This is a genomic window from Turicibacter sanguinis, assembly GCF_013046825.1.
Taxonomy (GTDB): Bacteria; Bacillota_I; Bacilli_A; order MOL361; family Turicibacteraceae; genus Turicibacter; species Turicibacter sanguinis.
Genome location: NZ_CP053187.1, coordinates 2,942,833 through 2,969,056 on the forward strand (window position 1 = coordinate 2,942,833; position 26,224 = coordinate 2,969,056).

Sequence of the window (26,224 nt, forward strand, 5' to 3'; positions counted from 1 at the left end):
TCCAACAATTAATACTTTGGCTTTCTAGATTTTATCTCAGTTAAAAACTGTAAATAATTGTCATATCGACTAGACAATACTTCATGATTTTCTACTGCCCGTTTCACTGCACAATTTGGTTCAAATTCATGAACACATCCTCTAAACTTGCATTGGTCTGATAGTTCATAAAAATCTATAAAACATTCTGATAAATCTGTTGCCTCAAGTTGATCTAAATCTAATGAACTAAATCCTGGGGTATCAGCAATTAATCCACCACTTAACTTATGCAACTCAACGTGACGAGTCGTATGTTTCCCACGTCCTAATGCTTTTGAAATTTCATTTACTTGAATATCTAGAGTTTCATCAATTGAATTTAATAGCGATGACTTCCCAACGCCTGATTGTCCACAAACGACAATAATGCGATCTTTAATTAACTCCGTAATCGCTTCAATTCCAACTTGATTTCTTGATGAAGTCTCAATGACTTGATAACCAATCTGACGATAATAATCAAAAATAGGATCTAAAACCTCGTGTTCTTCTTTTGATAACAAATCAAATTTAGTTAATACGATAATCGGTTCAATACGATTCATCTCGATAACCGCTAAAAAACGATCGAGTAATTTAACGTTAAAATCAGGTTCTTTGACTGAAAAAACAACCAAAGCCAAATCAACGTTTGCTATAGGGGGGCGAACCAGTTCATTTTGACGATCTTCAATTTCCATGACATAGCCATTTCCATCTTCTTCAACTAAAAAACGAACTCGATCCCCAACAAGAGGCGTTATTTTTTGTTTTCTAAATAATCCTCGACTACGACATTGAATGATTTTTTTTGTCTCAACTTCTTCAACATAATAAAATCCACTTAACGCCTTTAAAATTATACCTTTTTTCAAACTATCACCTACTAAATGGCCAGTTTTCACTGACCATTTTCATTTTTATTGAGTTGAACTACTTGTTGTTGAACGACTCGGCTTTTTCGCCACGTATAACGTTACATCTGATTTTACTTTAACACGCGTTCCAATGGCAGGAGATGTTTTAAACACATCACCTTCTGTATAACTAGAATCTTCAATATAAATAACTTTTGCGCTTTTTAATCCAATTGATTTTAATTCACTTTCAGCTTCATCAATAGTCATCGAGGCAACATCTGGTATTCTAACTTCTTCCGCTTTATAATGAGATGGCTCATAAATGATAATGTAATAGAAGAACATTGCCATTAATAAAAACACCGTATAAGCACTCAATAACGCTGTATTTAAAACGCCAAATTTCTTTTGTTTTTTGGTTTTTTTCTTTTTCGCCATTTCTTCTGATACCTCCTTATTTAAATCAGGCATCACCATCGTTTTTTCTAACTCCATCTCTTTAATCACTTCAGATTGTAACGGTTCATCCACACGATCTGATGCAAGTGCAGAATTTAATTCACGTAACAATTCTTCAACACTTTGATATCGTTCACTTGGTAGCTTAGCAGTGGCACGATGGATAATATTATCTAAACTATTCGGTAATTCCGGTATCACATCTTTAAGAGACGGCATCTCAGTTTCTAAATGCTGAAGTGCGATATTAACGGCTCCTTCACCTTTAAATGGAACATCTCCTGTCAACAATTCAAACAAAATAATTCCTAATGCATAAATATCAGAACGTTCAGTTGCTAAATTTCCTCTTGCAAGTTCTGGCGCTAAATAATGAACAGATCCCATGATCGTATTGGTTTGGGTAATATCCGCTTCGTTACTTGATAAAGCAATACCAAAATCCGTAATTTTTATAATTTGATCATCTGTAATCATAATATTTTGAGTTTTCAAATCACGATGAATAATATTATTTTCATGAGCGTAAAGAACCCCTTCTGCAAGTTGTTTCATTAAATGAACAGCAACTTCTGGACTTAATGCTCCATTTTCACGCAAATAATCTTTTAATGTTTTCCCTTTTACATATTCCATCACAATAAAAGGTTGCTGTTTATAATCGCCAACATTATAAACATGAACAATGTTAGGATGATCTAAGTTAATCACCTGAGATGATTCACGTTTAAATCGCTTAATAAATCGTTCGTCTTTTGATAACTCATAACGTAACATTTTAATCGCAACATGACGTTTTAACGTTCGATCATAGGCTAAATAAACATTAGCCATTCCGCCGTCTCCAATTAACATTTTAATATCATATCTTGAATTAATCGTTGTACCGATTATCATCTAGAGCAACTCCCTTCAAAGCACTCATATAAAGCAACTGATATATTATCAGTACCTCCATTTTCATTTGCCATTTGAATTAATGTATTAACTTTCTCATTCGTTGATAGAGGATTTTTAAGAACTTTTTCAATATCCCTATCCTCAACAAGTGAAGTCAGACCATCTGTACATAATAAAATAGCCTTCAGATCATAATTTTCTAATACTAAATAATCAAACTTCAAATCTTTGTTAACTCCTAATGCATTCATAATAATATTACGATGCGGGTGTGTTTTTGCTTCTTGTTCAGATAATTTTCCTTCTTCAACAAGCTTTCGAACAAAGGTATGATCTTTTGTGATCTGTCTTAAACCTTGGTGTGCTAATACATACGCTCTACTATCCCCGGCATGAGCAAATGCAATAAAAGACTTCGTTATAACCGTTACAATTACTGTCGTTCCCATACCATGAGAAATATGTTGCTGCTCAATGTACTGCAAAATATCTTGATTAATTTGATGCAAAACTAATTTAATCCACTTACGTAAATCTTCTGAATCATCAAATGAAAGTGTTTCATTAAAGGAATGTTCCACAACTTTAATGACCATCTCACTTGCAACTTCTCCTGCTTCATGCCCCCCCATTCCATCTGCAACCACCATAACGGTACAAAATGGATTTTGATAAATAGTCACGGCATCTTCATTGTGTGGTCTTACTTTTCCAACATCAGTCTTATAACACATTCGGTCCAACATTATTCTAAAGCCCCCTCCTTAGCTCTTAACTGTCCACATGCTGCATCAATATCACTACCTAGCTCTCTTCTGACTGTTACATTAACCCCACGTTTTTTCAACGTTTGTTCAAATTTTTCAATATGCTCAATTGGTGTACGATCAAATCCTCGTTCTGGAACATAATTAACTGGAATCAAATTAATGTGACAATTTAATCTTCCGACTAAATCTGCTAACTGATTAGCACATTCTACCGTATCATTCACATTTTTAATTAATCCGTACTCAAATGTAATACGTCGATTAGTTTGTTTAATATAATACTTGACGGCTTCCATTAGTTTTTCTAATGGATAAGCACGATTAATCGGCATTAATTGGGTGCGTAGCTCATCTGTCGGGGCATGTAAAGAGACAGCAAACGATACTTGCGGATGTTGATCGGCAAAATTATAAATTTTAGGAACAATTCCACTCGTCGAAACGGTGATATGACGTGATCCAATATTCAAACCTTTTTCACTATTAATAATTTCAATAAACTTTGTTAGATTCTCATAATTTTCAAACGGTTCTCCAATTCCCATCACCACAATATGGCTCACACGCTCCTGTGATTCATCTAAATATTGTTGCACACGTAAAACCTGTGCCACAATTTCACCTGCTTGTAAATTTCGCTTTAATCCACTCAAGGTTGAAGCACAAAACTTACACCCAATACGACATCCAACCTGTGTTGTAACACATACCGAACACCCGTATTTATGTCTCATTAAAACTGTTTCAATTAAGTCTCCATCAGACAATTCAAATAAAAACTTTGTGGTCCCATCACTTGCCACTTGTTTTTTTCGCTCTTTTAATGTTGTGACATCAAAAGACTCTTGCATTAACCCCTTTAAATCCTTTGGTAAGTTACTCATTTCATCAATTGAAGTCACTCTTTTTTTAAATAACCAGTCAAAAATTTGATTAGCACGAAATTTAGGTTGTTTTTGCTCTTGTAACCAATTCTGCCAATCTTGTATATCTAAACTATAAATGGATTTCTTCTCCATAATAGCACCACCATTTCTATCTTTTAGAACTCTTTTAATTGAACGATGAATGACCTAGTCTTATTATCGTTTAAAAGTCTCATTTATAATCACAAAATTTCTCGTTTTAAACAAGCAATAAAGAAGCCATCCGTTTGATAATCCCCGGGAAATAATTGAACCATTCCAGTACTTGCTTGTTCGTTTAAAACTTCAGGTAAACGCTCCACTAATGTTTGATCTAATTTAAACTCAGGATGCTCGCGTAAAAACCATTCAACCATTTTATCATTTTCTTTACGATTGACTGTGCAAGTACTATACAATAAAGTTCCACCATATTTCACCAATGAAGCCACTGTCTTCAAAATTTCTTTTTGGATTGCCATCACACCATCTAAATCTTCAGGTTTCTTTGTTATTTTAACTTCAGGATGTCTTCTTAAAATTCCAAGTCCTGAACAAGGAGCATCAACTAAAACAGAATCAAAGCTTTCCGATGGATAACATTCTGTCAACTTTGTTGCATCTTGTAAATTCACTACAACATTTTTAAGCCCCAATCTTTTCACATTATCCTCAATCAATTTAATTTTATGAGGATAAATATCATGAGCATAAACCATTCCCGTCTGGCGCATCATTTCAGCGACATGAGTCGTTTTCCCACCTGGAGCTGAACAGGTATCTAACACTTTCGTGTGATGTTTTGGCTTTAAAGCTCTCGCCACTAGCATCGAAGATTCATCTTGAACATAAAACCATCCTTGTTCAAAAGCTTTTGTCTTAATGACATTCCCTTTTGTAATGACCAGTGCATCTGGACTTAAAAATCCATCTCGACACTGAATTCCTTCTTCTTCAAGTTTTTGTTTTAGTTCTTCTTTCGTTCCTTTAACACCATTAACACGAATTGTTACATTTACTCGCTCATTGTTTGCATTGGCCATTTGTTCTGTTTTTTCCATTCCAAATTGCTTTATCCAAAGCTTAATTAACCAAAGAGGATGTGACGTCTTCGTTGCTAAACGCTCGGCATCATCTTCAATTTCTTGTAAATTAGACAAAGGGTTACGCATCATTTCACGTAAAATAGCATTCACCAATTTACCGTTAAATTGACCACCACGCTTTTTAGCAATATTAACAGCTTCAGAAATGGCAGCATGCTCAGGAACACTATCTAAATAAAGAATTTGATAGAGTGTCATTTGTATCAAAATGCGAATCCACCCTTTAACTTTTCCATTAAAAAAAGGAGTTGCATAAAAATTCAATAGTTGCTGATGCTGTAAAGTTCCGTAAACCAATTCCGTCATAAAATTTTTATCCTGAATGGTTAAGTCACTTTTTTCAATCTGCTCATTTAGAGCATGATTGCTATAAGCACCATTAATTAAAATATCTGTTAATGTCTGCAAAGCCAATTCACGGGCATTTGCCATAATACCACTCCGTTCTCAACCACCGTGATGTAATTATAATTTGTCACTTTATATTATAACATAATCTATTAAAATTCATCTGTTATTTCCTCTACTTTTCACTCTTCCTTTAGGAATTTCCCTAATATTAAAATAAAAAAGCTGTTTCAATTTAGAAACAGCTTTTTTGTTTATTGTGCCTTATCAACAATTTTACGGCCAAAGTTTCCTTGGACTTGTGAACTTTGTAAGACATTTGTAAAAGAATGCGGATCCACTTCATTTAATAACTGAAGGGCAATATATAATTCATAACTTGAAACAACCATCATTAACAAACTACGATTCGTGTGGGTATAAGCTCCCTCTGCATTAATAATCGTAATTCCACGTCCAAGTCTTGCTTGCAATGTTTGAATAACTTCATCTTGCTTCGTCGTAACAATAAAGACAGTATAACTTTTGTGTGGAGTATGAATGCGATCAACCATTTGCATTTGAACAAACATAAGTAAAATGGTATATAGTGCAATTTCCCACCCTTGTAAAAATCCTGCAATGGTAATAATAATACAGTTAACATAAAATGAATATTGTCCAAATGAACCTTGTTTTTTCATTGATAAATATTGGGATAAAATATCTAGTCCTCCAGTCGAACCACCATATTTTAAAATGGTTCCACTACCAAGGGCATAAATCATCCCTCCAACTACAATATTTAATAAAACATCTTCAGAAAATGTTTTTTCAGGAATAACATTCAAACAAATGGTTAAGAACGTAACGGTATATAGCGTATGATAAGTAAATCTTTTTCCAATAAATTTATACGCTAATAATAATAAAGGAACGTTAATTGACCAAATTAAAAGCCCTAAATTAATTTTAATCCCTAAAGTACTATATAAAATTCGACTAACCAGCTGCGAAATACCAGTTACCCCACCCACGTATAACCCAGATGGATTGATAAACCAGTTAATTCCAATAGCAAATAAAATGGTTCCTACAGAAATAATCGCCAAGCTTTTAAGTTCTTTTTTAAATCGCTCTGATGTCAAAATATCCATACCTCATATCCTCCAACTCCATTTTGTCTCTCACCTCAAAATGGATAATTCATTTAACCTTGAGAAATTATAACATTTTTATTAGTAACTTTAAATGTTTAATTCATCGTTTTTTTTGCTATTTTTATCCATTTAAAATAGACTAAAAAAATCCCGGTAACAGAAAGAAAAAAACATATCTGCGCTGCAACGCCTCACAGATATGTTTTTTTAAAAAAGCTCTTATTAAATTTTCTTTTTAACAAAGTTTCCTTGGATCATCTCACTTCTGACCACATTCGTAAATGAATGTTCGTCAACAGACTTAATGATAGCTAAAACTTCATATAACTCATAACTTGATAAAACAAGCATCAACACACTCTTATTATTTTTCGTATAGGCACCTCGACCCTCAAGTACCGTAATTCCTCGATAAAGATGTTTTAAAATGGTTTCAATCATTTCTTCCTCTTTCGTCGTCACGATATAAAGTGTTAAATTCTGATGAATCGTATGAATTCGATCAACAACAACAGAAGTAATGTAAATACAAATAATTGTATAAAGAGCCGTTTCCCAACTTTGTGTTAAGCCCGCAATCAGGATAATAATAGCATTAATACTAAATGAATATTTTCCAAAAGATCCATCATATTTCATTGAAATATATTGAAAAATAATATCCATCCCACCAGTTGAACCACCAATCTTTAAAATCATTCCAATTCCAGCACCTACTAAAACTCCACCAAATACTGCGTTTAATAGGATATCTTCAGAAAATTGTCCAATAGGGACCATTTCAAGCATGACAGATTGAATCACAACTGCTACCATACTTAAAACGGCAAATCGTTTTCCAATTGATCGCCAAGCTAGATATAAAATCGGAATATTAAAGACAAATACAAGGGTCCCTAGACTCAATTCTATGCCTAATCCAGCGCTTAAAAACTCAATAATTAACTGAGCAATCCCTGTCAGACCCCCAGTATATAAATTGGCTGGTGTTATAAACATATTAATAGCTAGAACGATTAATAAATTTCCAATTAACATAATAGATAAGTTTTTAATCTTCACCGACAAAACTTCGTTTTTAATAAAATTCATTGACTGTACACTCCGTTGCTATTTTATTGTTCATTATCTTCCTTTAAATAGGTCCATCCTTCTTCTTGGTACACTTTTCCTTGTTTCATTAACGTTCCTAAAGCTCGCTTAAATGATGCCTTGCTCATTTTAAAACCGCGACGAATATCATCTGGTTCTGATTTATCATAAAATGGCATCGCTCCACGACGTGACATTAAATACTCCATGATCACATCTGCATCCTCAACAATAGCAAACTCTTTTTGTGGAATTAAAGAGATATTTAACTCTCCATTTTCTTTGACACGAACAACGCGCCCTTCAATCATTTCACCTAAACGTGGTTCTTCACGACGTTCACTTTCATGAATGAATCCCATGTATCCTTCTTCTGTGATGACATTTGTCCCAACTTTTCCAGTACGGATAACACGAGCTTTAATTTTTTTACCGTGTAATGATTGAGGCGCTTCATGTTTTACCCCACCAAATTCAGATGGACGAGCAATAATCGCAAATAAATAATTTGACAACGATTCTTTTAAATAACAATAAACATAATCTCCAACTTGAGGCCATAAATGTTTGTAAATTGGTAAATCTGATGGAGCAATTAAAATTTGTTTATTAATTCCGATATCGACGAAAATTCCTAATTCATCACGAACACTTACAACTTCACACCATCCAAACTGTTCAGTCGTCACTTTTGGTTCATGCATGGTGGCTGTTAAACGTTTCTTTGAATCGTAATAAACAAATACCTCGACCATTTGGCCTTCTTCTAATGGACGCGTTACCTCTGCTTGATGTAAAAAGTATTCTTCTCCATCAAGTGTTAATGTATAACCAAGTGGTGTTTGACGCTCCACTTTCATTTCATGAATTTTTCCTGCTAACATTTCATCACTTACTTTCCTTTTAAAGTCAATATATTATAACATGAGCCAATTTTAGAGAAAAGCAAAATAATTCGTTTTCTCGACGAGTTTTATAAAATAAGTTGACACTAACTGTCCTTAGTATCATCTTTTTTTATGAAAAAACTCAATAAAAACACCATATTCTCTAATTATTTTTATAATAAATAGATATATACTAATACTAAAACCAATCTAATAAGAAAAGGATGTTTTTTATGAATAAAACTTGTAAATACTGTCATCAACCGCTTAACAATCACTCAATGACGACAAAATTTGGTATTTTCTGTTGTGAGGAACATCTGAATCAGTATCTAAAAAACCTTAGCAATGAAGAATATATCCAATTACAACATTCTTTTTGTGTTTGTAGTGACGAAGATTAAAAAGGTTAGCTCTCTTTTGAGCTAACCTTTTTAATAAATGAATGTTTGTAACCCTAAAACGAGTAATCCGAGTAAAAATAAATGAACAGGATAGAACACGTAAAACATGTATTTATTAAATGGTCTTCCTTTTTGCCCATTATAGTCTTTTAAAAAGATCAAAGAAAACAGGCTAAATAACTGAGCGTTACACATGAGAAAATAGATGACTTGAAGACCTACTTCATAACCATTGCCTAGATGATCACTCATCAAAGAAGTTATCACACTCAGTTGGCCACCATAGAGTAACACATTTAAAATGATGAGCATAAGACTTAATCGCTTAAAATTATCAAAGCATAAATACATCACAAAAATCGTCATAATCCCATAAAAACCATAATCTGTTTGCATCATTTGTGCTAAAAATCCAAGCGCTACAATAAACAATCCAGGGATAAAATTTTTACTTTCATCTCTTGAAATATGATCGTATCCCCAAATGGCTAATAACCCCAGTCCTAGTGTAAAGAAAACATTTTGATGACTCATATCAACAAAAGAACCCGAAATTCCAAAATCAAAAAACGGCTCTGAAATAACTGCAAAAAGAGCTAATCGCAAAAAATATTTCTTCTTATTTGAGGTATGATAAAATCCATTCACAATTAAATACGCAAAAATTGGAAAAGCAATTCGACCGATGAGACGCATTAAAATAATCACGAGTTGAAACCAAAAAAACGACTCCAAACTTTGTCCATAAACAGATTGTAAACTAGTTAAAACAATCGCTGCAAAATGATCGATAAACATTGCCAAAATCGCAATTAATTTTAATGACGTAACAGTCAATCGCTGATTAACAAAACCAATCCCTTCTGCTTGATTCACCATTTCACTCACTTCATCACCACTTTCATTTTTTTCCATTATAACATATGAATCCTTTAATAACCACTAACGATAAAAAAACAGCCAACGGCTGTTTTTTCCCTTAATCTAAATCACAAACTAATTTTCCTTCTGATAAACTACGTCCGATTGCTTTTCCTAACTTTAAAACATCGACTAATTTTTCTTCATCTGGTTTAAAGCATAACTTAACTGGATCAATCATTTTTAATTTTAATTGTGTTAAACGAGCATGAACGTTATCCACGGCTTCTCCACTCCATCCGTAAGAACCGAATGCGGCTCCGAATTTTCCACCATGAGTCACTGGATTCATCGCTGTTAACACATCCCAAATAATTGGAACCGCATCTTTATTAATAGTCGTTGCTCCAATTGCAATCGCATCTGCTTGATATAAATCTTGTAATAATTGTTCTTTTAATTCAGGATAGCTTTTAATATCTAAATCATATAAACGAACTTCTACCGAAGGATTTACCATTAAAATTCCTTCTTTAATCGTTTCGGCCATGATTTTTGTATATCCATAAGCAGATGTGAATGGAATGACAACTAATTTATCCATTGAGAAGTTTTCAGTTGACCATTCTTTATAAATGTTCATAATTTCTTCAATTCGAGCATCAAGTACTGGACCATGTCCTGGACAAATCATTTTTATTTTATAGTTTGAAAGTGAGGCAATCGCTTTTAAAACATAGGTTTTAAATGGAGCGAAAATTGGATTATAGTAATTTAATAAGGCATCCATGTAGTCCTCATTTTTTGAGGCTGGTAATTTTGACATTAACACTTCATCAAAGGCATAGTGACTACCAAATGAATCACAAGTAAATAAGATTTCTTCTTCTACTAAGTAGCTATAAATCGTATCTGGCCAATGTAAGTTTGGTGCTGAAATGAATTTTAAGGTACGTCCGCCTAAATCTAATTCATCATTCATTTTAACCGCTTGTGATTTAAAATCAATGTTTACGATATTGCGTAAATAACGAATCGCTACAGCTGATGCAATAATAGTCAAATTAGGATTTAATTTAATTAACTTTTCAATTGATCCAGCATGATCAGGCTCTGTATGATGAACAATTAAATAATCAATTTTATCAATTGATACTAATCCTTCAATCTTTTTTAAATAGTCGTCGAAATAAGGCGCTTTCACTGTATCAAATAAAGCGACCTTTTCTTCTCCTTTTACAAAATAAGAGTTATAAGATGTCCCGTATTTTGTTTCCATGACAACATCGAATACTTCAAGATCATGGTCTTGAACACCAAGCCAATAAACATTTTCAGCAAGCTTTAAGCTTTCCATAAATCGATCTCTCCTCCATTAAATAAGAAGTTTTTAGGTAGATTATCTATCTATTCTATTTTAACATACTAACCTTTTATCCCCAACTTATATGCTCTTAAAATTATGACTTCTCGCTAGTTCTCCTATCACCTAGGTGTTCGCTCATCAGATTTTTTTAAAGTATGTCCCTTTTATAGAGATAATCATCTATTCAAATGGGTTCCGTCAAATTCTTTCTTTATTTAAATCAACAGGACTGCATTCATCTCCTCTTTTTAAATCCAATGGGGATAAGTCTCACTCACTACGATTAGTCTAACCGACAATCTTTAAATCTAATTGATTGACATCAACCTATTTTAACTCTTCCTACTTTGAGACCATCATCGAAACGTTTAGAATGCTAAACTCCTCTCTAAATTAAAAAACTAACTCAAACAAATGTCTGAGTTAGCCCCCATTTTTTTATAATTTTGTTGGTTCTGGGTATTCTACCCCTTTAGTATCTACAGATACTGATTTCATCATTTGTCCAATAACAGGTTGATCTAAGTGGTTACATTCAACACTCGCAATTTGATCCACCACATCGATTCCTTCAATGACTTTACCAAATGCTGCATAGCTTCCATCTAAGTGTGGAGAATCTTTATGCATAATAAAGAATTGTGATCCTGCAGAGTTTGGAACGTTTGTACGAGCCATAGAAATAACACCACGTTCATGTTTTACCGGATTATCAAATCCATTAGATTTGAATTCACCTGTGATGCAATATCCAGGTCCACCAATTCCAAGACCTTGAGGGTCTCCCCCTTGAATCATAAAGCTACGAATAACACGGTGGAAAATCACTCCATTATAAAACCCGCTATTTGCTAATGAAATAAAGTTATAAACTGATTGAGGTGCTACCTCTGGATATAATTCAATTTTCATGATCGAACCATTTTCCATTTCAATTGTTGCAATCGGATTTGTTTCTTTTGAGTAGTCTGTTTGTCCTACGTAAGTTTTAGACATGAGTCATACCTCCAATAATTAATTAAATTTCTTTCCAACTTCAATTGGATGAGAGCCGTTTAAAAGGCTCGCTACATCCATGCGTTTTTTACCTGAAATTTGGATATCTGTAATTTTTAACCCTGCATGATCACCACATGCAACAACAATTCCATCTTTTTCGACTTTAACAATCGTTCCAGGTTCTGCATCATATAAATGATTATTCGGTTCTGCCCACCAAATTTTAACGGCTAAATCGTCCAATTGAGTAAAGGCAACTGGCCATGGATGAAGTCCACGAACTTGATTATATAATGTCGTCGCTGGTTTATACCAGTCGATACGTTCATCTTCACGTTTAATGTTCCAAGCAAACGTTGCTTCTTCATGATTTTGAGGCGTTGCTTCAATTTCACCTGCTAAAAGTTTAGGTAAAGTTTCTTTTAAAAGCTCTGCTCCCGCTACACTTAATTTTTCGAACATACTTCCTGTATGGTCTTTTTCACCAATTGGAACAACTACTTTACTAATCATGTCCCCTGTATCCATTTTAACATCCATATACATGATTGTGACACCCGTTTCAGTTTCACCATCAATAATGGCCTTATGAATAGGGGCTCCACCACGATATTTCGGTAATAATGAGGCATGAACATTAATGCATCCATGTTTTGGTGCATCTAGTAAAATTTTTGGAATAATCTGTCCAAAAGCAGCTGTCACAATTAAATCTGGATTCCACGCTAAGACTTGATCATAATCTTCTTTAATTTTCTCTGGTTGAAAAACAGGGATACCGTGTTCCATTGCTTTTTGTTTAACAGGCGTTGGCGTTAGGATTCGCTTACGTCCAACTGGTCGGTCGGGTTGAGTAACCACTCCAACTACTTCATATCCTTCACGGATGATAGTTTCTAATACCGGGACTGAAAAATCAGGTGTTCCCATAAATACGACACGTGTCATGGTGTTCCTCCTCTTATGACTTTAAAACGAGATGCTCCCTAACTCGATTTTAAAGTAACTACTTCTCATGTTGTATAAACGATAAACATAGACTCTAAATATTATTACCATATCTAAAGGTATTTTACTACCTTCTTTCATCATTTTTTGATTAATTAAACTGATTTGGATAATAATCTAAGCTCAAACTCACGACATCTTCACTAAAATAGACTAATAATTGACCTAAAATTTGATGAAGCATCGGTTCTCTTTTATATTTAATCATAAAGTACATTCTAAAACGTTGATTTAATCTTCCCACATAGGGCATGGTTGGACCAATAATAGCACAACTCCCTCCTAAGTGAGTTCGCAAATATTGATTAACTTTATCACACGCTAAAATTAAGGCATTGTAATCTTCACTGCTTAACATGACACTTGCTAAATAAAAATACGGCGGATACCCGAATCGACGACGCATCATCATCTCTTGTTCGTAAAAAGCATGATAATTTTGATTAACGACACATTGCATAACATAATGATCAGGACTGTACGTTTGAATTAAAACTTCTCCTTCTAATTCATGACGACCCGCTCGTCCTGCGACCTGAGTTAGTAATTGAAACGTTCGCTCCGCTGCTTTAAAATCTGATAAATGCAACATTAAATCCGCCGCTAATACACCAACGAGTGTCACATCAGGAAAATCCAACCCCTTACCAACCATTTGTGTTCCAATTAAAATATCCGCTTCTTTCTTTTCAAAGGCCGCAATAAGTTCTTGATGTGATCCTTTTTTCGACGTCGTATCCACATCCATTCGCATAATTCGCGCTCCTTCAAATTGGGCACTTAAATATTCCTCTACTTTTTGTGTTCCAAGCCCAAAAAATCGTAATTCTTCACTTTGACAAGCTGGGCAACGGTTTAAGACAGGTGTTTCATAGCCACAATAATGACATTTTAAACGATGGTTGGGTTTATGATAAGTCATTGATACATCACAATTTGGGCAATTAACCACTTCACCGCATTCACGACATTGCATAAAGTTTGAATACCCTCGTCGATTTAAAAGCAAGACAACTTGTTGATTTTTTTCAAGACGATCACGAATGGCTTCTTGTAAACGATCACTTAAAATAAAGGTCTCAGCTTCTGTTTTTTGTTCCCTCATATCAATGAGTTCAACCCGCGGTAAAGTTGCAGTTTTAACCGCTCGTTTTGACAAAGTCAATAACTGATAAACACCCTTTTGAGCTCTGGCAAATGACTCTAAAGAAGGCGTCGCACTCCCTAAAACGACAGGACACTGATGTATTTTTGCTCTTTGCTTGGCTACTTCAATCGCATGATAACGTGGTGATTCTTCCTGTTTATACGTGGCTTCATGTTCTTCATCAACAATAATAATCCCAATCTCTTGAAACGGCGCAAAAATAGCAGAACGGGCGCCAACCACAATTTGAACTTCTTGTTTTAAAATTTTACGCCATTCATCATACTTTTCGCCCATTGAAAGTGCACTATGCAAAACAGCCACTCGATTTTGAAAACGACTTTTAAAGCGTGATGCAATTTGCGGTGTTAGCGCAATTTCAGGCACTAACATAATCGCCTGCTGCCCCCTTTTAATCACATTTTCAATCATTTGAAGATACACTTCTGTTTTCCCACTTCCCGTAATTCCATGTAATAAAAAGACCTCAGAGGAATGCGAGGCACAAGCTTTTACAACAGTATCTACTGCCAATTGTTGCTCATCATTTAAGGTCAATGCCGTCGTCACTTCATGAGTTTGCGAAGCAAAAGGATCTCGATAATCCTCCACCTCAATCTCTTTTACCACTCCTTTATCTACTAACGACTTCACAATTGCACTTGAAACATGAAGCGATTCGATCAGTGATTGCTTTTGCACTGGCATTTTAGATTGCAATAAATACTCAATCACCATCTTTTGCTTAACCGCTCGATTAAACGCATTAGAATCGATATCGGATGCAGTGAGCATCAAATACTTCGTCACTTTTTTCCCAAGCTTATCCTTCACTTCGTAGACTAATTCGACTTCACGATGCTCAATAGCTTGTTTGATATCACGCCAGTACGTTTTAGGGATTGCCTCATAATCTAATATTTTTGATGTTTGAAATAATGCATCAAGACTTGGTGATAAATGCTCCGTTAAGCGAACCAACTTCTTTTTATATTTCGCCCGCATTGCATTGGGAATCATGGCTTCAAAACATTGAATCATCGTACTGCCAGTTTCCTTACTTAATGAAAGTCCAAGCGTTCTTAACTCTTCATTTAAAACCGGGACCACATCAATCAACTCTTTAATCGGTCTCACTTTTTCTAATTGTGTGCTCTCTTTTAATGAAATGACAAATCCCATAATCGTTCTGGGTCCAAAAGGGACTAACACACGCACACCTGGTTGAATGATTGTTTCTAACTCTAAGGGAACTTCATAATCAAATATTTTATTAACCGCTTTGTTTTTAATATCGACCACGACTTCTGCAATCAAATTCATAACCTCCCTTAGCCATTTTTAATATTATATTATACCACATCACCTTAACTTCAATATATAAACCAACATGTAATTCATTGTTTTGTAATCACACTTGGTATTTAAATTCAATTGATACTAACATTACCAATAAGGAGACCCTAATCTCTCGAAAGAGAGAACTATTTAACATGTGCGCCCAGTGATTGTGGACTGTGCTTTGCACCACTGGGGCCTGCCCCACCAATGGTGGAATTAAAACGTGTGGGGGCCCGCCCCACCAATGGTGGAATTAAAACGTGTGGGGGCCCCACAAACAAAAAAACCTTAGCGAAAGCTAAGGTCTATTCTTCTTTTAACTCGAAATCAACAACATCATAAAGAATTTCTTCTAAAGCAACCCCAACTGGTTTTGCACATTTTGCTGTTGGTAACCCATCAACATAATCTAATTGTGATTGGTTTTCATCAACGATTTGGCGAGCACGTTTTGCTGCAATATAAGCAATTTTATACTTTGAATCGACTTTATCTAATAATTTATCAATTGATGGATAACGCATTCCTGACATAATTATTCAACCTCCACAATATTTTTATTATAATATTCTAAAACACGATTACTACGTGAGTGTTCAGCTTCAATAATCGCCATAATTCGATCGCGAGCATTTTCAACCGTGTCATTAATCACAATATAATCATACTCGTGAGCTAATCCAATTTCAGCTTCTGCTTTTTGCATACGTTTATTGATTACATCCATCGCTTCCGTACCACGCGTCATGATACGATTACGAAGTTCATCCATACTTGGAGGAGCAATAAAAATAAAGCATGCATCTGGTTTTACATTTTTAACTTGAAGGGCACCTTGTACTTCAATTTCAAGTACAACATCTTTTCCTTCATCTAATTTTTGGTTTACATAATCAAGTGGTGTCCCATAGTAGTTCCCTACGAACTCTGCCCACTCAAGTAATTGACCTTGATCAATTCTATCTAAAAACTCTTCTTTTTCTACGAAGAAATAATCCACACCATTCTGTTCTCCAACACGTGGCTTTCTTGTTGTCATTGAAATTGAGTATTCCAAGTTATGGTTTTCTTGTTCGAATATTGATGCGCGCACAGTTCCTTTTCCAACGCCACTAGGACCTGATATGACTATTAGTACGCCTTTTTCTACTAATCTCATGCATTCACTTCTCCTTAAACTTTCATTTCACTATCATAGCATGAATTGAAATAAAATAAAATAGCTCAATAATTTTTTTGTCATAAATTCCACGCAAATCTTTATAAATCATTTTAGACATCTTTTATAAAATTAAAACCACAATAAGTTTATTATTAGAAATTTCACTTGTTTTTATGTCTATGCTTTTAAAAAAATGATATACTTTTCATAAATCAATATGTTTAACGAGGTGATGTTTTAATGGCTTTTGACGGACTCATGACAAAGACGGTCGCTAATACGCTAAAAGAGCAATTAGTAGCTGGACGTATCAATAAAATTTATCAATTATCCAATCATGAAATTTTAATGCAAATTCGTGCCGGTGGAAAAAATCAAAAATTACTATTTTCAACGCACTCAACTTATGCACGACTTCAACTAACCAAATCAGATTATCAATATCCCGATGAACCACCAATGTTTTGTATGTTCTTACGTAAACATTTAGAGGGTGGGATTATTTATCACATCGAACAAGTTAATGACGATCGTATTATTAAATTTACGATTCGTCATATGAACGAACTTGGGGATCAAATGATTAAGTTCCTCTATATCGAAATTATGGGAAAACACAGCAATTTAATCTTAACGGATGCAAATCATCGTATTTTAGATACGATTAAGCATATCTCTCCATTGGTGAACCGCTATCGTTCTTTACAACCTGGGGCGACCTATATTTTACCACCCACACAAAATAAACGGGATCCATTTGAAGTCAATGCGAAACAATTTGAAGAGCTTATGAATCCCGATGAACGTTATGATAAACAGTTAGTCGCCCACTTTGCTGGCCTTTCTCCTCTTATTGCGCGCGAAATCATTTATCGATCTAACTCTGAGAAAGTGACTGATTTATTCAACGCCTTCCAAAATGTGATGCAAGAAATTAAATTAAAGCCAAGTCCTCACGTCATGATTGGTGAAAAAGAATCTTTCTATTTAATTCCCCTTTACCATCTTGAAGCACAACTCATACCTTGTGAAACACTTTTTGATATGTTTGATCGCTTCTATTTTGGAAAAGATGAACGGGATCGAATTAAACAACAATTCTTTGACATTGAACGATTTATTAAACAGGAATACGATAAAAATATAAAGAAATTAAATAAATTAAACGAGGAATTAATTCAGTCTGAAAAAGCAGATCAGTATAAAATTCAAGGTGAATTAATTTTAGCTAATCTTTATCAAATTGATCGTGGTTCAAGCACAATACGTGTTCAAAATTTCTATTCAGAACATCTAGAACCGATGGATATTCAATTAGAACCGATGCTATCGGCTTCCGATAATGCCCAAAAATATTTCCAAAAATATAACAAAGCTAAAAATGCTGTAAACTATATTTTAGAGCAAATCGAATTAACCGAAGTTGAAATTTCATACTTTGAAACACTGTTAATCCAAATCGAAACGGCCTCATTAAAAGATGCTTACGAAATTAAAGAAGAGCTTGAAAATGCCGGTTATTTACGCAAACGCCAAACAAAAAAACGAAAATCAAATGGAAAGCCAAGTATCGAAAAATACTTATCATCAGATGACGTTGAAATTTACGTTGGAAAAAACAATTTACAAAATGATTATCTGACACATAAACTGGCTCGTCGCCATGAGTGGTGGTTCCATGCGAAAGATATGCCTGGATCTCACGTTTTAGTTCGTAGTGATGCAGATGAACTTTCTGAAACAACCATTCGAACAGCGGCGCAACTCGCCGCTTACTTCTCAAAAGGACGTCTCTCATCAAGCGTTCCAATTGACTACACACGCGTTCGTCATGTTAAAAAAATTCCAGCTGCACATTTAGGATTAGTCACCTATGAAAATCAAAAAACAATCTACATCGATCCAGATGAAGCCTTCATTATGAATTTAAAAAAATTAAAATAAGAAAAGGAGCCGTTGGCTCCTTTTCTTATTGATGTGGTTTATATTTACTTGTATGTAGAAATTGTTCAAAAACAACTTCTCCATCTGCATTGTACCCATAAAGCGTTGTATCGGCACGAAGTCCCCCTTCCGATACAATCGTTTTTGGTTTATATGTGATCCCCTTTAACGCTTCTGAATTAGACCAAAACTCAACAGTTAACGTCCCATATTCAGCCATGACATTAATATAAATTGGATAATCTAACGTATTAATAAATTTTAAATCAATCGCATTATCTGCCATTGTTGCATCCTGCCCAAGTGGCACATAATTAACTGATAAGCTATGATTTCGGCGTTCAGTCGCAATAATCCCTGCCTCTAATTGTGTATTGTATAGCGTTGAAGACACTTGGCAAATCCCTCCCCCAATTCCAGGGACAGCCTTTCCATTTAAAAAGATGGTTGCGTCAACATATCCATGAGCTGCATCAACCGGTGACACTTTCTCTGCATATGAAAACTCATCATTTGGCATCAATAACGTTTTATTCACTTTACTAGCTGCTAATTCAACATTCTTTGCTCTTGGAATTCCTGCCGGGTAAGTTGATGAGTACGTTGAAATTTTCGTATCAATCGTTTTTAATAACTCTATATCCGTTTCCCTTGGATTAATCAATGGCGTGACTTCAATATAAATGGGTTCTTTTGAAATCGTCTTCAGTTGTTCTGTTAATTGCTCTAATAGCTGTTCTCCTGAAATCAGCTGTCCATCACTTCCTTCTTCAATTTGAAAAGAACCATAGTACACCATTTCAAAAATGGGTTCTACCTTTTCAACATAACAAGCTTCTTCGATAGACTTTACCCAATTTTCTAGCGCGTCTTGATCATAGTTATATCCAATTTCAAACTCATATAGCATCGGTTCTTGAATTTGACTTGCCTGTTCCATAATCTCTAAATCTTTCCCAATTTCGATGATTTTTTTCGAAAATGATTCAATATCTTGATTAAAAGTCACATTAAAATCTTCCAAAGAACGTTCAAATGTTTGATCCCCCACCACGACAGTCATTTTTCTTTGTCCAAAATTTCCAAGTTCTTTTTCAATAACCTCCACAATTTTTTCTTGTGTCAATTCTGAAACATCAATATCGTTAATAAAAATATTTGGAAAAGCTACGGATTCATACGCCATTACGAGTTCCTCAGCTTTAGAATACTCATAGTAGCGATATCCAACATACGCTAAAATCAAAGCCGTATTAATGACTGCAACCAATACCCCAATAAGCCATTTCTTTTTTGAATTCATTTCATCCATCCTCCTAATTCCTTACTACCCTAACATTCTTGCCCTGACGATGAAACAGGACATCTTACTAATACAGTATACGCATTTTCACACACCTTCAAACTCAATAATTGCTTAGTTGAAACCATCATGTTCCCCCTTAAGATAGTATTTATTTTAAAAACGGAATCCATCTGAGTTTTTGGTAACACCTTCTGTTCATCCCATTTAAAAAAATCAACCTTTTGAAGTGAAACGCTTAATCGAATTAAATTCACTTGTTCTTGTAAATTTTTTCGTCTCTCACTCACACGTTTCAACTCATCCATTAAAATAACCTCTAAAGAAGTCTCTTCAGTCGAAGCTCGATTCATCAGATACTCATAAGCCAGACGTTTCTCTGCTTCTTTTTTAAACTCCATCGCTTTCCATTCCACGACGCGAGCTAAATAATACTCTGTCTCAAGCCGAGGACTCTCCTTCTTTCCCCTCGGAACATAAAGACCTGAATCCGTTATATGATATCGCCTTTTAATTAAGCACCTAGCATCTTCTTGGAGTCGTTGCGTTGTGAAGAGTTGACGTTTTCTTCTTAATAACATTTCTTTTAATAAGCCTTGCCAACATTTTAAACGCTCCACCTCATAAATCATCTGACTCACTTCTAAGGGCGTGTATCTTTCATAAATCAGATGGTGTGTAATGGGAAGTTTTTTTAAATTAATCACACAAATTTCTTGATTAAACGTATACAGCACTTTTTTGATCAACTTTAGCTCTTTACAACGCTTCTTTAATGCTGGCGATAAGACACAATAAATCTCTTCAACTCTTAAAATTCCATCTAGTAAAATCGTATAGGTTTTAAATTGATACGCCTCCACTTTCAAACCAGTCGTTAACTCTTCAACAAATCCCTCTACTTTTACTTTCAAGCTAACATTTAATTTCGTATTTGAAAAAATCCAATCAACCACTTCAAAAAAATCAACAGAACTTGGTAAAAAGGCCAAGTCTTCCTCCTCTGCTTGAATCTTTGGGGTTACATTCTCATAGGGTTGATGTCGATTCCAAAGCAAAGAGGACGCTTCATCTGTCATCACACACTCCAATAGGTTCAAAACTGAAAGTGAACTTTCCTTTTTTAAGGATTGATAATTGGCAAGGCATCTCATACTCTCTAACACTTCAGAATCAGTACATCCTTCTTTTATACTTTTTGAGAGGATCTCACCTTGATGAATCGCTAATAATTCACTAGCTTGTGAAATGGATTTAGAACGTAATAAATAAATCACAAATTGATTATAAAATTCCTTCACCACGTCTTGTAATGAAGATGCCTCTCGTCCTAAAATTGAATCACTTATCTGCAAGGGCTGTTTAAATGCCACAATCACTTCATCATCCATGACCTCAAGGGCTAATGGTTCAGTTGTGTAAATCCGCTCTCCTTTTCGACATAAAAAAATTTCCCCTGATTCAAGCAAAATGGTCAGCCGTTGATTTTTCATTATTCTTTTCAAATAAAACATAGAATCACTTTTTTTTAAGCAGTAATGAATCTGTCCCATTTGATTCAACTCTTCTAACCATTTCTTAAAATTCAATGGAATCCATTCATTGAAGCTTAAAATATCGAGTCTAACAGAATGCTGATTTAACAAAGTCGCCACTTTTAGAAAACGTGATGACTTTAAATCCATCTCATATTCCATTAACTGAAATGTTTGACTTGAAAAAACAATAAATTGAGTCGCGATTGAAAAATCAAGTTGTCGCATCACACTCTCTAACACATTGATTAAACTAGCATACCGATAATGACTCAAGACATGATGAATAGCGTCCTCAATATCCGCAGACTGTTGCCTCAATTCTTCGGCCTGAACCTCTTTTAATAACCATTTCATCTCCTTTTTCCCTTCGAAAACAATGAGTGAAAGGCGATGTTTGGGATGGGTAGTGATAAACTTTAATCCCCATTTTAAAGCTTTTTTGATGTCATGAAAGTGCTGTTTAGATGACTTTGAACCATCAATAATCAACACATAATGTGTCTGAGATTGTTGAGATTGAGCTCGCTTCTTAATTTTATAAAAATAGCCTTGCTTAAGGTTTGATTTTGCTAAAATTAGCTCTTGATTTCCAAGTGATTGAATCTCTCCCACTTGTTTAAACTCCTTCATTAAAACGCCTCCATCATGTACTTGATTGATACATTTATATGAAGAAGATAGTAAGTTTATTCTAGCAAATCCGACGAAATGAAAGATGTCATTTTTTGGTAAACAAAACCATTTTTAATGTCTTTTTAAAAAATGTTCACTTATTTTGTTTAAAATAGCCTCTATCCGCATTTATCTCTTCACGTTATAATAAAAGAAATACTGCTTAAGGAGATTGAGAATGAATTTTATTGCAATAGATTTTGAGACAGCAAATGAAAAACGTGACAGCGCGTGTTCGATTGGATTAACCGTTGTTAAAAATAATCAAATTATTGAACAAAAATACTACCTAATCAAACCAAACGAACTTCGCTTTGCTCCGATTAATATTTCGATTCATGGCATTCGCGCCTCTGATGTCAAAAATGCTAAAACTTTCGACCAACTTTGGCCAGAGCTACTTCCCTATTTCACTAATAACATCATCATGGCACATAATGTAGCCTTTGATTTAAGTGTATTACGTCATACATTAGATGCTTACCACATCCCTTACCCAAATTGTCGTTATGGTTGTACGATGATTTTATCAAGAAATTTCTTTCCTCATTTAGAAAATGCCAAATTAAACACGGTTAATCATCATTTAGGACTCGAATTTAATCATCACCATGCGAGTGCTGATGCTCATGCCTGTGCCAATATCGTATTGAAAATGCAAGAAGAGTTACAATGTGCTGATTTAGAAGAACTTTGTCAAATGGCAGGGCTAAAACTGGGTACACTTCACGATGCTGGCTATATCCCTGCTAAAAAATTAAAAAAGACGGTGACTTCAAAACGCAATTTTACTCCTTCCCCTCTCCCTTTTATCTCATCAAAATCTGATGTATTCAAACATAAAACCGTTGTATTTACGGGAACCTTAAAATCAATGTCACGCCTTAGTGCCATTCAACTGATTTCTCAACTCGGTGGAACAGTTGGATCATCGGTAACACGTAAAACAGATTTCTTAATTGTGTCTCATCCTGCCGTGTATGAGCTTCAACCTCATGAAATGAGCACCAAATTAAAAAAGGCGATTGAACTTATTTACAAAGGTCAAGCCATTCAAATTTTAAATGAATCTGAATTTTTAGAACAACTGACTAAATAAAAGAGGAATCCTTGCTGGATTCCTCTTTTTAGTAATAAACCATTTCGACTACTTTTCCAAGTTGCGTTAAAATATCTTCTAACTCTTCTAAGACGCGTAACTTAATGCTTAACTCTTTTGGAAAATCAGGATTTTGATGTGCGGCATTAATCGCTCGCCCAATTAATAATCGGATATGCGTACAGTCTTCAAATAGCATTTTTGCGAGTAGTGCTGCGCCATGTTTTTCGGATAATAACTCAAAATTGGAAGAGAGTTTAATTTCTTTTAAAATTTCAACAGCTCCTTTAATCGTTAAAACTCCTTCTGTGACTAAATCAATTCCTTTAATGTGAGCAATCGGTGGGATGTGGGAGTCAATATAATGAAAACTTGTCTCTACCTCTTCGCCAATCGCACGAGCGACAATATGAGCGGCTGTTCCTCCACACACAATTTTTTTACCCACACTCTCCATTAAGGCTTTGACGACTTCTTGGTCTTGTTCTTTGTTTTGTGGAGGTCCTGCGAATAATGTCGCCCATTTCGGTTTAATCACCTTTAAACTGACAACCGTTGTATCATCCCCGGGATTGCCACCATATAAATCATCACACGCTTCAATTAATAGATTAGTAATTTCACGAGCTGACAGCTTCTCATTGACAACTGATTCCAAAAAATAAGAAACCTCATGCCAGCCCCAGCCTAAATTTAAAATCGTTCCAACTCCAGCATGAACCACTCCATCACTAATTAAAACTAATGTATCGTTTTCTTGAAGTTTAAAAGTACTTTCTTTAATTTTCCGCTGGTTAATGACACGCTCCTCAGCCTTAACTTTTAAAATTTCACCATCTCGCCAAAAAAACAAACTCGGATTATCAATTTCTACCACATAGACTTGATCATCTTGATTAATCTTAACAATGGTTAAGGTTGAATACGCTAGCTTCCGAACCTGACAAACCGGCAACGTATGAACCATTGTATCCACCACTTCATCAATTGATAAGCCAGCTTTTAACATCGTAATAGCAATTTTTGAACTTAAAGTGGCTAAAATATTCGCCTTAACCCCGCTACCAAGCCCATCTGATAATACCGCAATCACACTATCATGAGTTCGAAAAAATTCAACTTTATCACCGCACAATTCCTCGCCCACTTTATTTAAACTTCCCCAGGAGAAATCAATAAAAAAACTCATGATAATCCTCCCTCATCTTCTTGAATCAATCGTTTTAAACGAGTTAACGTCACTTTCGTTTCTGCTGTCGTCTCCCCTAATAAACTGGCAATTTCTTGTGCAACAATCATCTGCTTATTAATAACTTGTTGGGCCATATCAATGGCGTTAATTTTTAAATGCTGCATTTTTAACTCGTGTGCCATCTCACTCGTCATATCATGTAAGATACATAACATCACTTCTTGCTGCTCAATCCAAATAATACTTTGAATCACGATCGTTTTGTTTTCATTTAAGCTTAAACGATGCCCTAATAGATCGCTTTTTGACTCAATAACACTTGAAAAAGGGGCTTCATCTAAAAAGATTGAAACTGGCAAATCAATCGCCTGATCTTTCTTCACTTCAAAAAAACGTTCTGCTGCTGGATTAAAATCAATAATCGTTAAGCTCTTATCCACTACTAAAATAATACTCGGTGTCACATCAAAAATAACATGCGAATAAGTTTCAGCCTTATGCTTCATATATGGCAAGCACATCGTCGGTTCCGCCATATGATTATAAACCGCAATTGCTTTTTGTCGGCACGTTGGATACCCGCAACTTCCACAATTCAACTCATCCATTGCAGAATACTTGCCTATATTATTTAAAATTAACTCAATTTCTTTTTCACTTGGTTGAATAATCGGAGAATATTGATTTTTAAACACTCGATTGAGATTAATAAGAGGCAAACGTCCGCCTTCACTCATCTCATGTAGAGGCTGAGTTTGCCTCGCATAATCTTTAATTCGCATTTTACGATTAAAGATATTTTCACATTCTTCTCCAATAGCAGGTCCCCCAAGACAACTATGGTGACAAGCACTCATTTCAAAGAAAATATTTTTAAACTCTCCTCGTTCAATTCCTTTAATCACTTCAATACAATCACGAATTCCATCAACGGATACAATTTCAATTTTTTTATCTTTTTCATTGAAGCACTTACTCATGCCACCCACCATAGGATACGTTCGTTGACTCACCACCCCATCATCTAATGGGACTTCTTCAAGTTCATTTAATTTAATTCCCGCTTCATTAAACCATTGCTTTAATTCTTGTATCGTTAGTACTGCAGAAATACTTTCTTCCTCCTCACCTTCGATTTTCTTGGCTAAACACGGCCCCACAAAAACCACCTTGACATCTTGCCCATACTTCAATTTTAACATTCTAGCATGTGCCATTAACGGGGTAATGACTGGAATCAAATGCGGGATTACTTTAGGATAATGTTTTTCAATTAATAAATTAACAGAGGCACAGCAACTCGTAATATAACACTTATCTAAATGAAAATGCTGATACGTTTCATAGACTTGAGTTACGACTTCTGCTCCAACTACCGTTTCCTCTACATGCGAGACACCTAATTTCTTTAGCGCTGCAACTAATTTATGTCCCTGATCTTTAAAAACACCAAAAGCGGTTGGAGCTAATGAGACAACAACTGATTGGCCCGATTTTATAAATTGCTTAACTTTTTCTAATTCAGTTTCAATCTTCTTCACATTTTTAGGACAAGCCTTTAAACATAATCCACATGCAATACATCGTTCTTCCATAATAATCGCTTGCTCATTTTTAATCTTAATCGATTGGACCGGACAGGCTCGAACACAGGCGTAACAATTTTTACAATTTGCTTCTGAAAAACTAATAACCCCCATC

At 34.8% G+C, this 26,224-nt stretch carries 22 protein-coding genes; 3 read left to right on the forward strand and 19 right to left on the reverse strand.

Annotation, left to right across the window (positions count from 1 at the left end; genetic code table 11):
- Nucleotides 1-8 precede the first annotated feature (8 nt).
- From rsgA to HLK68_RS14285, 8 genes are all read right to left on the reverse strand, one after another.
- Complete coding sequence (gene rsgA, locus HLK68_RS14250; RefSeq protein WP_006784056.1) at nt 9-896, reverse strand: ribosome small subunit-dependent GTPase A; 888 nt, start codon at nt 894-896, stop codon at nt 9-11.
- A gap of 45 nt (nt 897-941) precedes the next feature.
- Complete coding sequence (gene pknB / locus HLK68_RS14255) at nt 942-2,237, reverse strand: Stk1 family PASTA domain-containing Ser/Thr kinase (protein ID WP_129821287.1); 1,296 nt, start codon at nt 2,235-2,237, stop codon at nt 942-944.
- Nucleotides 2,234-2,986 carry a Stp1/IreP family PP2C-type Ser/Thr phosphatase gene (locus HLK68_RS14260; RefSeq protein WP_006784053.1) on the reverse strand — a complete coding sequence of 251 codons (753 nt, stop codon included), beginning with the start codon at nt 2,984-2,986 and terminating at the stop codon, nt 2,234-2,236. Before HLK68_RS14260 ends, pknB begins: the two co-directional genes overlap by 4 nt.
- The gene (gene rlmN / locus HLK68_RS14265; RefSeq protein ID WP_006784052.1) at nt 2,986-4,029 is read right to left on the reverse strand and encodes a 23S rRNA (adenine(2503)-C(2))-methyltransferase RlmN; all 1,044 of its coding nucleotides are present in this window, start codon (nt 4,027-4,029) and stop codon (nt 2,986-2,988) included. The genes HLK68_RS14260 and rlmN overlap by 1 nt, the downstream gene beginning before the upstream one ends.
- An 89-nt stretch (nt 4,030-4,118) precedes the next feature.
- Nucleotides 4,119-5,453, reverse strand: coding sequence for a 16S rRNA (cytosine(967)-C(5))-methyltransferase RsmB (rsmB, locus tag HLK68_RS14270; protein WP_006784051.1), 1,335 nt, complete (start codon nt 5,451-5,453; stop codon nt 4,119-4,121).
- A 170-nt stretch (nt 5,454-5,623) separates the two neighbouring features.
- Nucleotides 5,624-6,505, reverse strand: a complete 882-nt coding sequence (locus tag HLK68_RS14275) for a YitT family protein (protein ID WP_006784050.1) — start codon at nt 6,503-6,505, stop codon at nt 5,624-5,626.
- Nucleotides 6,506-6,730: 225 nt separating this feature from the next.
- On the reverse strand, nt 6,731-7,600 hold the full coding sequence (locus HLK68_RS14280) for a YitT family protein (RefSeq protein WP_006784049.1): 870 nt from the start codon (nt 7,598-7,600) through the stop codon (nt 6,731-6,733).
- Between the two features lie 23 nt (nt 7,601-7,623).
- Nucleotides 7,624-8,484, reverse strand: coding sequence for a CvfB family protein (locus tag HLK68_RS14285; protein ID WP_132942611.1), 861 nt, complete (start codon nt 8,482-8,484; stop codon nt 7,624-7,626).
- Between the two features lie 236 nt (nt 8,485-8,720).
- On the opposite strand from HLK68_RS14285, the gene HLK68_RS14290 reads away from it, so the two are divergent.
- Entirely contained in the window at nt 8,721-8,891 is a 171-nt protein-coding gene (locus HLK68_RS14290; protein ID WP_006784047.1) for a hypothetical protein, read from the forward strand.
- Between the two features lie 30 nt (nt 8,892-8,921).
- Here HLK68_RS14290 and HLK68_RS14295 read toward each other — a convergent pair whose 3' ends face one another.
- The 7 genes from HLK68_RS14295 to gmk all read right to left on the reverse strand — a co-directional run bounded on the left by HLK68_RS14295 (nt 8,922) and on the right by gmk (nt 16,772).
- Nucleotides 8,922-9,806, reverse strand: coding sequence for a TraX family protein (locus HLK68_RS14295; RefSeq protein WP_006784046.1), 885 nt, complete (start codon nt 9,804-9,806; stop codon nt 8,922-8,924).
- 64 nt (nt 9,807-9,870) lie between these two features.
- Nucleotides 9,871-11,109 carry an FprA family A-type flavoprotein gene (locus HLK68_RS14300; protein ID WP_006784045.1) on the reverse strand — a complete coding sequence of 413 codons (1,239 nt, stop codon included), beginning with the start codon at nt 11,107-11,109 and terminating at the stop codon, nt 9,871-9,873.
- 447 nt (nt 11,110-11,556) lie between these two features.
- Nucleotides 11,557-12,114, reverse strand: a complete 558-nt coding sequence (locus tag HLK68_RS14305; protein WP_006784044.1) for a peptidylprolyl isomerase — start codon at nt 12,112-12,114, stop codon at nt 11,557-11,559.
- 18 nt (nt 12,115-12,132) lie between these two features.
- Entirely contained in the window at nt 12,133-13,065 is a 933-nt protein-coding gene (fmt, locus tag HLK68_RS14310; protein WP_006784043.1) for a methionyl-tRNA formyltransferase, read from the reverse strand.
- A gap of 151 nt (nt 13,066-13,216) precedes the next feature.
- Nucleotides 13,217-15,595: a primosomal protein N' gene (gene priA, locus HLK68_RS14315; RefSeq protein ID WP_040763827.1), complete on the reverse strand. Its 2,379-nt coding sequence runs from the start codon at nt 15,593-15,595 to the stop codon at nt 13,217-13,219.
- Nucleotides 15,596-15,918: 323 nt separating this feature from the next.
- Entirely contained in the window at nt 15,919-16,146 is a 228-nt protein-coding gene (gene rpoZ, locus HLK68_RS14320; RefSeq protein ID WP_006784041.1) for a DNA-directed RNA polymerase subunit omega, read from the reverse strand.
- 2 nt (nt 16,147-16,148) lie between these two features.
- Nucleotides 16,149-16,772: a guanylate kinase gene (gene gmk / locus HLK68_RS14325; protein ID WP_006784040.1), complete on the reverse strand. Its 624-nt coding sequence runs from the start codon at nt 16,770-16,772 to the stop codon at nt 16,149-16,151.
- Nucleotides 16,773-17,015: 243 nt separating this feature from the next.
- Between gmk and HLK68_RS14330 the strand changes: the two genes are divergently transcribed.
- Nucleotides 17,016-18,719, forward strand: a complete 1,704-nt coding sequence (locus HLK68_RS14330) for an Rqc2 family fibronectin-binding protein (protein ID WP_006784039.1) — start codon at nt 17,016-17,018, stop codon at nt 18,717-18,719.
- Between the two features lie 25 nt (nt 18,720-18,744).
- On the opposite strand, the gene HLK68_RS14335 is transcribed toward HLK68_RS14330, so the two are convergent.
- Nucleotides 18,745-20,022 (reverse strand): VanW family protein, encoded by a 1,278-nt coding sequence (locus HLK68_RS14335; protein WP_006784038.1) that lies wholly within the window; start codon nt 20,020-20,022, stop codon nt 18,745-18,747.
- Nucleotides 20,023-20,051: 29 nt separating this feature from the next.
- Complete coding sequence (locus HLK68_RS14340; protein ID WP_129821284.1) at nt 20,052-22,190, reverse strand: hypothetical protein; 2,139 nt, start codon at nt 22,188-22,190, stop codon at nt 20,052-20,054.
- 220 nt (nt 22,191-22,410) lie between these two features.
- Between HLK68_RS14340 and HLK68_RS14345 the strand changes: the two genes are divergently transcribed.
- Nucleotides 22,411-23,331: an exonuclease domain-containing protein gene (locus HLK68_RS14345; RefSeq protein ID WP_132942610.1), complete on the forward strand. Its 921-nt coding sequence runs from the start codon at nt 22,411-22,413 to the stop codon at nt 23,329-23,331.
- 28 nt (nt 23,332-23,359) lie between these two features.
- On the opposite strand, the gene HLK68_RS14350 is transcribed toward HLK68_RS14345, so the two are convergent.
- Both HLK68_RS14350 and HLK68_RS14355 read right to left on the reverse strand, forming a co-directional pair.
- A complete protein-coding gene (locus HLK68_RS14350; RefSeq protein ID WP_009607131.1) occupies nt 23,360-24,520 on the reverse strand; it encodes a SpoIIE family protein phosphatase in 1,161 nt (386 codons plus the stop codon).
- The gene (locus HLK68_RS14355) at nt 24,517-26,223 is read right to left on the reverse strand and encodes a [Fe-Fe] hydrogenase large subunit C-terminal domain-containing protein (RefSeq protein ID WP_132942609.1); all 1,707 of its coding nucleotides are present in this window, start codon (nt 26,221-26,223) and stop codon (nt 24,517-24,519) included. The genes HLK68_RS14350 and HLK68_RS14355 overlap by 4 nt, the downstream gene beginning before the upstream one ends.
- Nucleotide 26,224 lies beyond the last annotated feature (1 nt).

Coding starts and splice junctions, on each gene's coding strand:
- HLK68_RS14295 (WP_006784046.1), bottom strand. CDS start 9,806: ATGGAAAAAAATGAAAGTGGTGATGAAGTGAGTGAAATGGTGAATCAA.
- HLK68_RS14345 (WP_132942610.1), top strand. CDS start 22,411: ATGAATTTTATTGCAATAGATTTTGAGACAGCAAATGAAAAACGTGAC.
- gmk (WP_006784040.1), bottom strand. CDS start 16,772: ATGAGATTAGTAGAAAAAGGCGTACTAATAGTCATATCAGGTCCTAGT.
- rlmN (WP_006784052.1), bottom strand. CDS start 4,029: ATGGAGAAGAAATCCATTTATAGTTTAGATATACAAGATTGGCAGAAT.
- HLK68_RS14350 (WP_009607131.1), bottom strand. CDS start 24,520: ATGAGTTTTTTTATTGATTTCTCCTGGGGAAGTTTAAATAAAGTGGGC.
- HLK68_RS14300 (WP_006784045.1), bottom strand. CDS start 11,109: ATGGAAAGCTTAAAGCTTGCTGAAAATGTTTATTGGCTTGGTGTTCAA.
- HLK68_RS14330 (WP_006784039.1), top strand. CDS start 17,016: ATGGCTTTTGACGGACTCATGACAAAGACGGTCGCTAATACGCTAAAA.
- HLK68_RS14340 (WP_129821284.1), bottom strand. CDS start 22,190: ATGAAGGAGTTTAAACAAGTGGGAGAGATTCAATCACTTGGAAATCAA.
- HLK68_RS14275 (WP_006784050.1), bottom strand. CDS start 6,505: ATGGATATTTTGACATCAGAGCGATTTAAAAAAGAACTTAAAAGCTTG.
- rpoZ (WP_006784041.1), bottom strand. CDS start 16,146: ATGTCAGGAATGCGTTATCCATCAATTGATAAATTATTAGATAAAGTC.
- HLK68_RS14285 (WP_132942611.1), bottom strand. CDS start 8,484: ATGTTAGCAGGAAAAATTCATGAAATGAAAGTGGAGCGTCAAACACCA.
- HLK68_RS14290 (WP_006784047.1), top strand. CDS start 8,721: ATGAATAAAACTTGTAAATACTGTCATCAACCGCTTAACAATCACTCA.
- HLK68_RS14305 (WP_006784044.1), bottom strand. CDS start 12,114: ATGTCTAAAACTTACGTAGGACAAACAGACTACTCAAAAGAAACAAAT.
- priA (WP_040763827.1), bottom strand. CDS start 15,595: ATGAATTTGATTGCAGAAGTCGTGGTCGATATTAAAAACAAAGCGGTT.
- rsmB (WP_006784051.1), bottom strand. CDS start 5,453: ATGGCAAATGCCCGTGAATTGGCTTTGCAGACATTAACAGATATTTTA.
- HLK68_RS14355 (WP_132942609.1), bottom strand. CDS start 26,223: ATGGGGGTTATTAGTTTTTCAGAAGCAAATTGTAAAAATTGTTACGCC.
- HLK68_RS14335 (WP_006784038.1), bottom strand. CDS start 20,022: ATGAATTCAAAAAAGAAATGGCTTATTGGGGTATTGGTTGCAGTCATT.
- HLK68_RS14280 (WP_006784049.1), bottom strand. CDS start 7,600: ATGAATTTTATTAAAAACGAAGTTTTGTCGGTGAAGATTAAAAACTTA.
- HLK68_RS14260 (WP_006784053.1), bottom strand. CDS start 2,986: ATGTTGGACCGAATGTGTTATAAGACTGATGTTGGAAAAGTAAGACCA.
- pknB (WP_129821287.1), bottom strand. CDS start 2,237: ATGATAATCGGTACAACGATTAATTCAAGATATGATATTAAAATGTTA.
- fmt (WP_006784043.1), bottom strand. CDS start 13,065: ATGACACGTGTCGTATTTATGGGAACACCTGATTTTTCAGTCCCGGTA.